A 13,555-nucleotide genomic window follows, 5' to 3' on the forward strand; every position below is an offset into this window, starting at 1 on the left:
AAAAGCCATCTAGTTGCGGTGTGCTATCAATAAAAAATGCGATGCCCTCTGATGAGAACATCGCATAGTACCAGCTATTACTGGTAAGACATTATCAGCCTAGCTTATTTTGCGTGTGTGGTTCTGATTTCGATTTCCACACGACGGTTTTTAGCACGACCTTCTGCTGTCTTGTTGTCAGCGATAGGTTTGAGTTCGCCTTCACCTTTCATGATGACTTTATTAGCAGGTACGCCTTTGCTAATTAAGTAATCAGCCGCAGATTTCGCACGGCGTTCAGATAAGGTTTGGTTGTATTTTTCAGAGCCAACGCTGTCAGTGTGACCCGTGACATGTACGTCATAGACGTAGTCAATGTCTTTAATGATGTTAGCAGCAATCTTATCTAAAGTGGCTTTACCTTGTGCGGTTAAGTCAGCTTTATTGAAGGCGAATGTGACATCACCGCCTAAGATTTCAACAGTCTTACCAGAGACGGCTGGGCATCCATCTGCGTCAACAGAAGTACCACGGGGAGTACCTGGGCATTTGTCGCGGTAATCTGGCACACCATCATGGTCACTGTCGATAGGACAACCAATTTTATCCCCTTGTTCTTGAGGAGGATTTTTGGCATCGCCCCAAACCCCTGCGGAAATTTCGGCGGAGGTATTGGTAGGACATAAGTCCATGAAATCAGGTACAGTATCGCGGTCTGTATCTAAAGGACATCCTTTTTCATCAACCCCTTTGGATTTTTGTTCAGGGGTCAGATTTTCTACCACTAATGTGGCTGTACCAGGATAGATGTACAGGTGCGGACATTGGGTGGATTGCAGTTTGTCACCGCATTCTTTCGCATTGAGGTTAGGTATATTGGGTGATTGGGGCGTAATAACGCAATCCCCAGTCCCTGACATAACAGGTGTACCTTGACCACTCATTAAGCGATAGGTTCTTTCATCTTCAGCGGCTTGTGTGGAAAAAGCGGAGGACAATAACGCCCCTGCTACCATTCCGACTAAGACTTTACGAGCAGAGATATCTACCATGGATAATTTCCCTTACTGTTACGAGATAACAAAAAATATAAAAAAACATTGAGCAACCAAACACCACCAGACTATTTCATTGAATCAGCCAGTATTTCTCACTGTGATGCGAAGTCAGCCTACTCAAGATAGCAACTTTACAAGACAGTTTGTTGTAGCAATTAAACAACACAACCAGACGGCGCGCCCGTGATTTTGTGTGTCATGCTTTCTACAATTGATTCAGCCATTGCTAAAAACAACTGCTTAGGCAAAGGGTTGTTGTAATTTTGCGCACTTTAGTATGACTTTCTCGCTACACTAACAGTAGATATTACAACATGTGGAATTCTAACAACAAGCTAGTATAGAGTCTAGCATTAACAAAAGCTATTATTCTCACCATGATAAGACACAGGGTAAGAAATAAATAGAAATAGTTGCGTTATTGAGCGTGAAAAGTTGGGTAACGGTAGGTGTGTAATCGTGTTTTAATCGACACTCAATAGTGTGTCTAATTTACCATCGACATCTAATTCGACCAAATCATCATAACCACCAACGTGATAATCCCCAATAAATATTTGTGGGACTGTACGCCGTCCTGTGAGCTCTATCATTTTTTGCATTTGCTCACGGTCATGGTCAATAAGAACCTTTTCAACTTGCACCCCTTTTTGATTTAACAAACGCTCTGCCATCACACAGTAAGGACAAATGCGGGTGCTATACATGCGAACAGCGGGCATTTTTTGTCGCTCCACAATAAATCATAAAATCATAAATACTAATAGAAAATTGCTTGTTAATAAAATCGTTACATGTTGTATGGTAAGGTGGTTTTGCGTTCAAGGTTAGACATCTCTGTAGCAGATTGCAAGCGTTTTTATGGGATTTTAGCGGATTAGCGTTAATCAAGCGTCAATGGTGAGTTGCATAATTATCATCCGATACATTAATAATATTCATCATTTATTTGATAAGTATTTACGCTTATAAATGTTGCACTGCAACAAAAATTCGCTATACTATTTCTTAAGCGTTTTTATTGATCCGTTGTGGAGGTTCGTATGATGCAAACTAAACGCAACAAGCCTTTGTTAAGCTTATCTGAGTTAGCTCAAAAAGTAGGCAAGCCGCATTTGACGATGCGAGCCGTGTTAAAAGTGGAAGGTTTATTGAGCAATTGCCGAGATGAGTCAGGCAAATTACAGGAAATCGTTACCGATAAAGGGCGCGAATTTGGAATGCGCGTCAATGGCGAAGTTTTTTGGATACCTCAAGTTATTGAATATTTACATTAATTGTAAAATTTTTCAATTCTTCTCTTTCATGAGAAAAAAGGTAGATGCAAATTGTATCTACCTTTTTTAACCTGAGTTCGGCGAGTTTCTTTTAAAAAGACAACAGTTTGTCTGAATCAGGATTTTCAGGATTAAAAAGACAAGAAAATTAAAAGGATAAAAAATTATGTTTTTAATTGTTTTTAATTCTGAAAATTCTGTGAATTCTGATTCAGACAGTGTTTAATCCTGAAAATCCTGATTCAGACAAAAAAAGACCTGCTAGGTTTTCAAAACCTAGCAGGTCTCTGTTTTATTTTATAAAACTCGCAAAACTCAGGGTTTTTTATTTTGTATCGTCTAACAAGAAGCGTGTGTTTAAGTGTGCGTTTTTATTCTACTGCTTTATTTTGTTGAAATAATAGCGAGTTAAAGATAAGCGGCAAGTTTAAACCGATTAAACTCATGAATGACATTTTATGTGGTATAACACAGCGTATTGTTCATTCTAAGCGGTGAATATAGGGCAGTGCGTGTAAAGCACTTTTATCTTCTTTTATTTAATTCATCAAGATGGATGCTTATGTTGTGGATTAAAGCTTTTCATGTTGTTTTTATGGTTTCATGGTTTGCGGGTTTGTTTTACTTGCCTCGTCTTTTTGTGTATCACGCCATGACGCAAGATGAAATCAGTCACGAACGGTTTAAAGTGATGGAGCGTAAGCTGTTTTACGGCATTATGACACCAGCAGGCATTATCACGATAGCATTAGGTCTTTGGTTATTATTTGGGTATGGCTGGTTTGATGCCTTAATGAATAAAGCATCTTATATGGGATGGTTGCACGCTAAATTGTTTTTAGTGCTATTACTGGTTATTTATCACGGGTTTTGTTGGCACTATTTACAGTTGTTTAAACATAATCATAATCAATATAGTCATGTTTTTTACCGTTGGTTTAATGAAGTGCCTGTCTTATTACTGATTGCAATTTGCATTTTAGTGATTGTAAAACCGTTTTAAATTTTTCTGAATCAGGGTGTTAAATCCTGATTCAGATTAAAGTGTTTATTTTGTCGTAAAGGTATAAACCCCGTCCCATGTTTCGCTGGGTTGATTGGCTTGGAAATAGGCAATACGGTCTAAATAAATACTATACAGTTTACGTTCTGGATATTGCGTGGCAAGTTTTGTAAAAGATGCTTGTGCGGTTGCCCATTGTTGTTGTCGATATTCGCTTAATGCTTGTTTATGTAAATCAAGTTCACAAATCAGTGATTCTGAGGACTCTGTTTTTAAGCAAATTGGCTCAAAAATAGCGACAGGTTTATCTTTACCTTTGACACGCACATAGTCTAATTCACGATAAAGATATTCGGGTGCGGCATGGCATGTATTTTCGCTGACGACAAAACTGACACCGTATTGTTTTGTAATCCCTTCTAAACGTGAGCCTAAATTGACCGTATCCCCCAATACGGTATATGCCATACGGAAAGTAGAACCCATGTTACCCACGCTCATCATCCCCGTACTTAAGCCGATACCAATTTTAATGGGTGGCCAGCCACGTTTTTGAAAATCGGATTGAATTTCTTCTAGTCGTTGGAGCATTTTTAAGCCTGTGGTGATGGCATGGCTTGCGTGGTGTGGGTCTTCTAAAGGCGCGCCCCAGAATGCCATGATGGCATCGCCCATGTATTTATCGATAGTGCCACGATGTTGGTGAATAATTTCGGTCATCGGGCTTAAATACGCATTCATGAGAATAGATAAATCTTTAGGGGTAAGCCCTTCTGAAATGGTTGTGAATCCGCGCACATCTGAGAATAAAACCGTCATTTCACGGCTTTCACTTTCCATGGAAATATTAAAGCTGGGGTTTTTGCTCATTTCATCAACAAGCGCCGGTGGAACATATTCACCAAAACGGTGCGCCAGTTGTTTCTTACGCCGTGTTTCCACTAAATAGCCGTAACTCATGTTAAATAAAAAGAGGGAAAGCATGAGCAGTAATGCTGAAGCGAGTGGGAAAATTAAGTGTAGCTCCTCCAAAATTCTAATATTAAGCCAAAACATAAACATAATGACTAATACTGTGCCAAGCATGGCAACCAATGGATTAAAAATCGGTAAAATCAGAATCATGACTAAGCCAATAAATAACAATAAAACGATTTCCATTGCATCAGCATAAGCAGGGTCTTGCATAATTTTCCCTTCTAAAATGCCTGCCAACAAAGTCGCGTGAATTTCTACCCCTGGATATACATTAGCGACAGGTGTCGGTCGCAAATCTAATAAACCTTGTGCGGTCGTTCCTAAAAAAACTATTTTGTCTTTTAACAAGGCGGGGTCAGCTTTACCCGTTAATACATCTACCGCTGAAATATAAGGAAACATGCCTTGTTCGCCGCGAAATGGTACTAAGGTACGTAAGGAGCTATCAACAGGAATTTTTGTTTTGCCTAAACGGATAAATTCAACGCTGTGATACCCGCCACTTTCCACGGTGCCAAATTCAACAAATGGCTCTGTTAAGAGAACACGCGCCATAGCAAGGCTTAAAGACTCATATAATTCCCCTTTATAGGCATTCAACATGGGTACGCGACGCACAATGCCATCACTATCAGGAATCACATTAAAATGCCCCGCAGAAATAACATTGTCTTGAAACAGGGGTAAATTGGCGACAAATCCGCTTGCTTCTAATAAATGAATCCCAAAATGCTGTTGTGCTTCAGCCGTTGCCTGTTGATTAAACACGGGGGGCGGTAATAAACCGACTTGCGTTGTTTCTGCCCGATAATCAAAGCTATATCCTAAAATAACACGGCGAAAATTTAAGCCGTCTGCTAATAATTGGTCATAATCTAAACGGGGTTTTAGGCTTTCTAATGCCGTTTTAAACGCAGGAATATCTTTTAACTCATTTGTGGCTAATTGTTCCATGACGGGTAAGCCTGAGCTTTCATCGGGTTCAGCAAAAACGATGTCAACGCCTAATAACTTAATTTCATATTTATCAAATAATTGCTTAATTAATTCTGAAACAATAACCCGCTTCCATGGCCAACGTCCGACTTCGCGCAAACTTTTTTCATCAAGATCAACAATGACGATTTCGTCAATTTTTTGATGACTCATTGTCATCCGCAGCCGTGCGTCATAACTCATTAATTCTAAACCTTCTAACAAATTTAAATGAATAGCACCTGTTGCATGTGCAATGAAAACGCCTAAGATACAAAGACTAAATAGACTTCTTAACGCATGGCGTTTAAATGCGGAGAACATACGAGACATGATTTTGATTACCTTCTATTTAGACGTAATAACGTAATATGAGATGCTTCAAAAATTAAATGCTTGCTTGTACTTGTATATGAAGCGTAGTTGCCAATATTAGAAAAAAACGGATTTTTGCCAATATCCTTTTAAAATTTTTGGATGATGATGTGCATGTCGATGTAAATAAATCCAAGCACTCACTGTAATACGTTGCGGGAGTAAGATAACGTTGGTTAATTCACGATAAAATAAATCAGGATGACGCTCTAATTGGTCGATTTTAGATAATAAACGATTACTCACACGATACACTTCGCCATAAGTAACGCCTTTTCCGCGACGGGCAAAAGGATATGACTTACCATGATGCAAAACGATATGAGGGGCTTTTGCAAATTTATTGGGTAAACCTGCTAAAAAAAAATGATTCACTTGCCCGCGTTTTAATGTGCCATACACAAATAAATTGTGCATACTCTTATTATCCTGCTTTAAATAACGGTTTATTTGATTCATGCGTCGATTTCTCTTTTATAACTTTCGCTTTGTGTACAAGACCGACCGTTGGATACGTCGCCATTTCACACAAGCAGGACTATTACTCTTAGGAACATTAGTTGCGACCAGTGTTTTTAGTATAGATACTCGTCAAACCCTCGCTTATCAGTTCTTTTCACTACTTGTAGCGTTATTATTATTTGCCACTCTTTTCAGTTTCTTTATTCGCTTACGACTCACGTTACAGCGCGACTTGCCCCGCTTTGCAACCGTTGGGGAAACCATACAATATCGCGTTACCATCACTAATCTGAGTGCAAAAACCTATATCGGATTACAATTATTTGAAAATATCGACGATAAATTGCCCAGTTTTGAAACTTTTTTAACAACGACAATTCCCTATCAAGATAAATTAAATTGGTTTGATAACTATATCGGTTATCCACGTTGGACATGGTTGATTGCATTAAATCGCGGTGGGAGTATAGCACCCATTACCCTACAAAAATTAATGCCTTACAGTAAAATTCAAACGGAAATCAGTTTATTGCCATTACGTCGCGGATATATTCATTTTGCAGGAGCAAGTTTTGCCCGTTCTGACCCATTAGGCATTTTTAACAGTATTTATAAAGTGAGTTGTCCAGATAAGCTATTAGTCTTGCCCAAACGTTACCCTATTGGAGAATTACAACTATCAGGTTCGAGACGTTATCAACATGGTGGCGTGCATTTAGCCATGTCTGTTGGTGATGCAGAAGAATTTTATGCGTTACGAGAATATCGAGCGGGCGACCCTTTACGCCATATACATTGGAAAAGTTTAGCGAAATTGAATAAACCCATTGTGAAAGAGTTTCAAGATGAATATTACGTTCGTCATGCCTTGATTTTAGACACTTTTACAACAGCCGCACATTCAACCGTGTTTGAAGCAGCGGTCAGTGTTGCCGCCTCTATTGCTTGCGCACCACATAGTCATGAAGTGCTCTTAGATTTAATGTTTGTTGGACTCAATACCTATTATTTCAGTAGCGGGCGCGGTTTAGCACAAACCAGTGATTTATTAGAAACGTTAGCCTGTGTTGATATTTGTACTGATAAAGGGATTAATCACTTATTTCCCTTGATAAAACAACATATCAGCTCACTCAGCGGATGTATTTGTATTCTGTTGCAATGGGATGAAGAACGACAAGCATTAGCCCTGTTTTTACAATCGCTCCCCTTATCTGCACTTATTCTCATTGTCAGTCAAACGCCCTTAGAAATTGATAAACAACGTTTTCCACAAGTGAAAGTATTATTAATTGCTGAATTAGCAGCAGAACTGGCGGCGTTAGGGGGCTAAAAATGCAAAAGACACTACCGCCTTTTTTACTGGGAATCAGTATTTTATTTTGGGGCTGGCAAAGCCAACTGCTGTTTTTAGCCATTCCTATGGCAATCCTAATTGAGATGGCACGCTGGGTAGAATGGCGTTGGGATTTATCCGATAAAGAATTTAATCGGTTATCCGATTTAACATCTTTTTTATGGGTGGGGTTAGCCATTTATCTTTTTAGTCGTGAATCCATACATGGCTTATTTACCCTCCTAAACTGGCTACCGCCACTCTTCTTCCTACTCCTTGCCACACAACAATATAGTACGGTTGGCTCAATTCGCGTCAGTAGCATTCTGGTGTCTATGCGTCGCATGGATGATAAAAAGCAACCGCAAGATATTCTGCGTATAAATATCTGTTATCCCTATATTATGCTGTGTTTATTAGCCGCTAGCACGGAACGTAATAGCGGATTTTTTATCGGCATTTTCTGCTTAATGGGCTGGAGTTTATGGGCAATACGCCCGATACATTATGAGCGCAAACGCTGGTTTGCCGTTCTCTTTTTAGTTGGTGGTATTGGCTTTCTAGGACAATTAGGGCTGTATCAGTTACAACAAGAAATTGAAAAATTGGTGATTCAATGGTTTGAATACGAACTACTTGCCGACCGCGACCCCTACCGCCAAACCACTGCAATTGGTGATATTCAAGGGCTAAAACAATCCGAACAAATTTTACTCCGTGTCGACGCGCCCTATCCCCTACTACTACGCGAAGCCAGTTATAACGTCTATATAGACACCACGTGGCGAGCACAATTTTTAAGTTTCAGCAAATTAGAGCCTAACCCTAACCCCCCTAAACACACATGGACATTTACACCTGTTGTGGAAAATGTTCCCCGTGCAGAAAAATTACAAGTTGCCCGCTACATGAATTATGGAAAGGGAATGCTTGCCTTACCATTAGGCACATTTGCCATTGCGCAACTACCTGCATTATTAGTCGAATACAACCGTTATGGCGCGGTGCGTGTCAGCGATGCCCCAGAATGGGTGAACTATCGCGTTAATTTCAATACACAACACTCAACCTTAGACACCCCCCCCACAGATAACGACTTAATTGTTCCAGCCACCGAAGCCCCCTTATTAAAACAATTAGTAGCGCAACTACAACTAGAACAACAAACCCCTACAGAAGCAATCAACACCGTTACCCGCTATTTTACCAACCATTATCGTTACACCCTCAAGCGCGAAGCCAGCCAGCATCCCGAAGTCAGTGCGCTAGGAGATTTTCTACTTTATCAACAACAAGGACACTGTGAATATTTTGCAACCGCAACCGCTTTATTATTACGTGCAGCAAACATTCCGACTCGTTATGCAGCGGGATTTGCGGTAGAAGAATACAGTGATTTTGAAAAACGCTATGTTGTCCGTCAACGTCATGCCCATGCGTGGACACTTGCCTATATCAATGGACAATGGATTGATGTGGACACAACCCCCGCAGATTGGAGCACTTTAGAAGCAGAACAAACGCCTTGGTGGCAAACGCTCAACGATGTTGGTTCTTGGATTTGGTTTCAATTTACCGCGTGGCGGTGGCAAGAAAGTAGCGATAATGAACACTGGTTTGTCTGGCTATTAATCCCCTTATTTATTCTATTAATTTGGCGATTAGCGATAAAAAACCGTGTTAAACGTCAAACAGGCAATGCCCACCTCTTACAACAATTGCCCGCAGTCCATTATCAAGGAGAAGACTCAGCGTTTTATCAAATTACCGAACACCTACAACAACTTGGCTATGAACGAGCTTGTGGAGAAACCCTACAAACATGGTTAAACCGCTTACCCTACCCCGTTTTACAAACGGCCGAATTACAAGCATTATTTCAACTACATCAACGCTATCGTTTTGACCCACAACGATTAAACACAGAAGAAAAACAGCAATTCACGACAGCCGTTGCGCAATGGCTACAACACTATCAAACCCAGTTGATACCCCTTAGCCCACCGTCAACAAATATTGACGCTCGCTAACCTGTTCAATAACAATGTGAATCCCTAAAAAGCGTTGAATAATATCGCAATGGGTTAAGGTATGCTGACTGGGCGCGGTGGTTAAAAATTGTCCTTTGCCCGCTAAAGCAAGCGGTAATAACAACTGGTCGGCTAAATGCTCATCAACGGGAACATCTGCCACATGATAAGTTTGCAAGGCTTCAATGGCATTATTTGCGACTTCTTCCGCTCTTAAGCCACGCTGTGCTACACAACTGAATAACTCTGTTATCGCGTCATACTGCACTTGTAGCAATAAAATATTGCCGCTACCAAAGCCAGACTGTAAAGGTACAAATTGCAAACAAGCATCTGCCCACTGCAAGCGTTTTTTAACTTGGGCTAACTCTCGTTCTGCGACATGGGCGGGAATGCCTGTTATTAAGGCTCGCGCCATTTGTTGCAATAATTTCCCTCTTTTCAACAAAGTCAGTCCCGTTAATTGCGAACTAGGTTGAATCTGAATATTGATTTGTCCGCCACCTTTTGGATAAAACCCGTAACTGTCTAACTGTGCCTCTATTTGTGCACCCATTTGAGCTAAGAGCGGAAATAATACCGTTGTTAAATACTCAAATGGCGGAGATGCCGTAGTATGTGTTCCGCCTGAAATCGTCAAATGAGAAGGGCTATCCGCCAATAACAAAGGATATAACACCGTTTGCAAGACTAAGCAGGTACTGCCCGCTGTGCCGATATTAAAGCGATAATGTCCCCCTTGTGCGGGATTGGGTGTAAACCAAAGCTCACTAGAGCCTAAATTATCCCCTTCAACATGAGCGCAACTCACCTGCTTTGCGGCACGTACCGCCGTTAAATGCTGTGCTTGTAAACCCGCATTTTTCCGATTTGCACGGATATGATGAATATGAAAAGGCTGTTGTGTATAAATAGATAAAGCTAAGGAAGAACGCAAAACTTGCCCGCCTCCTTCCCCTTGAGAACCATCAATCGATATATAGTTAGCAGATAATACTGTCACTGTTACCCCTTAAATGATTAGAAAAATACCACGCATTAACCGCATACATAATAAGAAAAATCCACCCTGCCCGTTTTAAATTATCAATGAATCCATTAAAATCATCTTCTTACATTGACTTCTAAACAACAAAGGATGTGATTAACCCATGTTAAGACACTTAATGATGACATTACTTATCAGCATAACCGCACCAATTTGGGCAGCTGATAACCACTTCCCCCCCAATTTCACCGCTAACTACACCGTTTATGCCAAAGGCATTACCGTTGGCGAAGGCACACGGCGATTATCTCGCCTCGCTGATGGGCGTTACTACTTTGAAGCACAAAGCCACACCGTTGGTGTTGCTGCCTTATTCCGAGACGATACGCTTGAGGAAAAAAGCATTTTTGAACTGATTGACAATCAAGCGCGACCCTTAGAATACGTTTATAATCAAAGTAGTTCAAGAAAGCCCAAGTTTGTACATATCAAATTTGACTGGGCAAATCACCTTGCCAAAAACATCGCGCCCGACAAACCGTGGGAAATTCCCATTGAAAATGGCACAGTGGACATGATGCTATACCAAGTTATTTTAATGCAGGAATTACAAGCGGGTAAACGTGATTTACAATATCGTATTGTAGATAAAGGAGAAGTAAAAACTTATATTCCCCGCTATTTAGGTGATGAACAGATTGATACAGGGATTGGTAAGTTACAAACCCTAAAATATGAACGTATTTCCGAAAACGGTAAACGTAAAACCACGATTTGGGCAGCCCCCAAATTACATTATTTACCTGTTCGCGTAGAACATGAAGAACGAGGCGATACATTCAGCCTTGTTTTAGACACCGTAGAAGGTCTATAAATCCCCATGCGCCCCGCCCCATTATTGCTCTATTTATGCGGTATTTGGCTACTCCTTGCCATTTTTGCCAGTTTATACCCTGTGCTATCACAACTATGGCAATTAATGGGCGGGGCAATTGTCCTACTTACAGGTTACGACCTCATCTATCTCTATCGTCTGCCTTTTCCACAAATAAAACGTTTAACGGCAGGGTCGTTTGCATTAGGTGTTTGGCGCGAAGTCACACTGAGTATAGATAACCACAGTCAGCACACACAACAACTAGATATTATTGATGATTACCCACTACAAGCCAGTATTGAAGCCTTACCCCAAACACTCACACTTTTCCCGCGTGAAACGGTTCAAACCCAATACCGTTTTTGCCCCCAACAACGCGGCAATTTCTGCTTTAGTGGCGTACACCTACTGTTATATTCACCATGGCGATTGTGGAAACGTTACCATTATCAAGCCCTACAACACCCTATCAAGGTTTACCCCAACTTTGCGGAAGTCACCAAATACGCCCTATTTGCAGTAGAAAACCGTTTAGGACAACTCGGTGTTCGAAAACGTCCGCGACGGGGTGAGGGCTTAGAATTTCATCAACTGCGTGAATACCGTGCAGGTGACACACTGAGACAAATCAATTGGAATGCCACATCTCGATTAAAAAAATTAATTTCTAAAGACTACCAAGATGAACGCGACCAACAAATTATTTTCCTCATTGACTGTGGACGACGCATGACCGCACAAGATGGCACGCTGTCCCACTTTGACCACACCCTCAACGCTATTTTATTACTCTCCTATGTCGCCCTACGCCAAGGTGACGCATTAGGGCTGATGACCTTTAGCAGTACAACAGAACGCTGGTTAGCCCCACGCAAAGGCTTAAACAGCGTCAATCTAATTTTAAATCAACTGTATGATTTACAACCGACTTTACACACCAGCGACTATTTACAAGCGGTTAAACAATTCATGCACTATCACCAAAAACGCGCCTTAGTCGTCTTAATTTCTAACCTACGTGATGAAGACAGCGAAGATTTATACCTTGCATTAAATCTACTGAAAACAAAACATCTTGTTTTATTAGCCAGTTTACGTGAAAAAATACTCGATGACGTGCTAGACAGCCCTATTCGTCACTTTAATGAAGCCTTACGTTATGCTGCCGTGCATGAATACTTAGGACATCGCCACGAATCACAAGAAATGTTTAAACACAAAGGGCTTATTTTCATGGATACCCAACCTGAAGAATTAGCCATTCAAATCGTCAATCGTTATTTAGACATTAAACGCGGTGGCGTGTTGTAAGAAAAAGCCTGCCTGTTTGAATTGGGATTAAAAGATTGTCTGAATTAAGATTTAAACACTGTCTGAATCAGAATTTTCAGAATTAACAGAATTTCCAGAATTAAAAAGATAAGAAAATTAAAAGAATAAAAAATTATGTTTTTAATCCTGTATTAAACACTGTCTGAACCAGAATTTTCAGAATTAACAGAATTTCCAGAATTAAAAAGATAAGAAAATTAAAAGAATAAAAAATTATGTTTTTAATTGCTTTTAATTGTTTTTAATTCTGCTAATTCTGGAAATTCTGTGAATTCTGATTCAGACAGTCTTTAATCCTGATTCAGACAATCTTTTAATCCTCTAAGGAAAAATAAGTTTATGTTCTAAACTTTTTGCGCCGAAGTTAATTAATAAGCCTTTATCAAATTGATAGGCAACAACATAATTTTTAGCTTGGGCTATATGAACATCTTCTAATATTATTAACGCTTTAAGTTCTACAACAATTTTATTTTCTACAATAAAATCCGCTCTTCTTGTGCCAACTTGCACACCTTCGTAAAAAACATCTTGCTCTACTTCTCTACCGAATAGTAAGCCTTCTTTTTTAAATTCTATTTCTAAACATCGTTGATAAATAACCTCTTGAAAACCGTTTCCCATTGTTCTGTGTACTTTCATTGCACAACCGATAATTTGATACGTTAAAAGGTCTTTTTTCATATGTTGGCTTCTTGTTGGTTAAAGATTAAAACACTGTCTGAACCAGAATTTTCAGAATTAACAGAATTTCCAGAATTAAAAAGATAAGAAAATTAAAAGAATAAAAAATTATGTTTTTAATTGCTTTTAATTGCTTTTAATTGTTTTTAATTCTGCTAATTCTGGAAATTCTGTGAATTCTGATTCAGACAGTCTTTAATC

12 protein-coding genes are annotated in these 13,555 nt (G+C 39.8%); 6 read left to right on the forward strand and 6 right to left on the reverse strand.

Annotated features, from left to right (window positions below; genetic code table 11):
- Positions 1–104 precede the first annotated feature (104 nt).
- Positions 105–1,031 (reverse strand): OmpA family protein, encoded by a 927-nt coding sequence (locus BEGALDRAFT_RS10640; protein WP_002689893.1) that lies wholly within the window; start codon positions 1,029–1,031, stop codon positions 105–107.
- 470 nt (positions 1,032–1,501) lie between these two features.
- Positions 1,502–1,759, reverse strand: a complete 258-nt coding sequence (gene grxC / locus BEGALDRAFT_RS10645) for a glutaredoxin 3 (RefSeq protein ID WP_002689894.1) — start codon at positions 1,757–1,759, stop codon at positions 1,502–1,504.
- Positions 1,760–2,080: 321 nt separating this feature from the next.
- On the opposite strand from grxC, the gene BEGALDRAFT_RS10650 reads away from it, so the two are divergent.
- Together BEGALDRAFT_RS10650 and BEGALDRAFT_RS10655 are read left to right on the forward strand one after the other, a co-directional pair.
- Positions 2,081–2,314 (forward strand): hypothetical protein, encoded by a 234-nt coding sequence (locus BEGALDRAFT_RS10650; RefSeq protein ID WP_002689895.1) that lies wholly within the window; start codon positions 2,081–2,083, stop codon positions 2,312–2,314.
- A gap of 562 nt (positions 2,315–2,876) precedes the next feature.
- The gene (locus BEGALDRAFT_RS10655) at positions 2,877–3,317 is read left to right on the forward strand and encodes a CopD family protein (protein WP_002689896.1); all 441 of its coding nucleotides are present in this window, start codon (positions 2,877–2,879) and stop codon (positions 3,315–3,317) included.
- A 45-nt stretch (positions 3,318–3,362) separates the two neighbouring features.
- On the opposite strand, the gene BEGALDRAFT_RS10660 is transcribed toward BEGALDRAFT_RS10655, so the two are convergent.
- Together BEGALDRAFT_RS10660 and BEGALDRAFT_RS18265 are read right to left on the reverse strand one after the other, a co-directional pair.
- Positions 3,363–5,603: a CHASE2 domain-containing protein gene (locus BEGALDRAFT_RS10660; RefSeq protein ID WP_002689897.1), complete on the reverse strand. Its 2,241-nt coding sequence runs from the start codon at positions 5,601–5,603 to the stop codon at positions 3,363–3,365.
- Positions 5,604–5,702: 99 nt separating this feature from the next.
- On the reverse strand, positions 5,703–6,104 hold the full coding sequence (locus BEGALDRAFT_RS18265) for a gamma-glutamylcyclotransferase family protein (RefSeq protein WP_050978433.1): 402 nt from the start codon (positions 6,102–6,104) through the stop codon (positions 5,703–5,705).
- On the opposite strand from BEGALDRAFT_RS18265, the gene BEGALDRAFT_RS10670 reads away from it, so the two are divergent.
- The gene (locus tag BEGALDRAFT_RS10670; RefSeq protein ID WP_002689899.1) at positions 6,103–7,440 is read left to right on the forward strand and encodes a DUF58 domain-containing protein; all 1,338 of its coding nucleotides are present in this window, start codon (positions 6,103–6,105) and stop codon (positions 7,438–7,440) included. The genes BEGALDRAFT_RS18265 and BEGALDRAFT_RS10670 overlap by 2 nt on opposite strands.
- Before the next feature lie 2 nt (positions 7,441–7,442).
- The gene (locus BEGALDRAFT_RS10675) at positions 7,443–9,473 is read left to right on the forward strand and encodes a transglutaminase-like domain-containing protein (protein ID WP_002689900.1); all 2,031 of its coding nucleotides are present in this window, start codon (positions 7,443–7,445) and stop codon (positions 9,471–9,473) included.
- Here the strand turns inward: BEGALDRAFT_RS10675 and rtcA are convergent.
- Complete coding sequence (gene rtcA / locus BEGALDRAFT_RS10680) at positions 9,439–10,476, reverse strand: RNA 3'-terminal phosphate cyclase (RefSeq protein WP_002689901.1); 1,038 nt, start codon at positions 10,474–10,476, stop codon at positions 9,439–9,441. The two genes, BEGALDRAFT_RS10675 and rtcA, sit on opposite strands and share 35 nt — an antisense overlap.
- A 148-nt stretch (positions 10,477–10,624) precedes the next feature.
- On the opposite strand from rtcA, the gene BEGALDRAFT_RS10685 reads away from it, so the two are divergent.
- Positions 10,625–11,335 (forward strand): DUF3108 domain-containing protein, encoded by a 711-nt coding sequence (locus BEGALDRAFT_RS10685; protein WP_002689902.1) that lies wholly within the window; start codon positions 10,625–10,627, stop codon positions 11,333–11,335.
- 6 nt (positions 11,336–11,341) lie between these two features.
- The gene (locus BEGALDRAFT_RS10690) at positions 11,342–12,649 is read left to right on the forward strand and encodes a DUF58 domain-containing protein (RefSeq protein ID WP_002689903.1); all 1,308 of its coding nucleotides are present in this window, start codon (positions 11,342–11,344) and stop codon (positions 12,647–12,649) included.
- A 342-nt stretch (positions 12,650–12,991) separates the two neighbouring features.
- Here BEGALDRAFT_RS10690 and BEGALDRAFT_RS10695 read toward each other — a convergent pair whose 3' ends face one another.
- Entirely contained in the window at positions 12,992–13,354 is a 363-nt protein-coding gene (locus BEGALDRAFT_RS10695) for a GxxExxY protein (RefSeq protein WP_002689904.1), read from the reverse strand.
- Positions 13,355–13,555: the final 201 nt, after the last annotated feature.

The sequence above is a fragment of the Beggiatoa alba B18LD genome, assembly GCF_000245015.1.
Lineage (GTDB): Bacteria > Pseudomonadota > Gammaproteobacteria > Beggiatoales > Beggiatoaceae > Beggiatoa > Beggiatoa alba.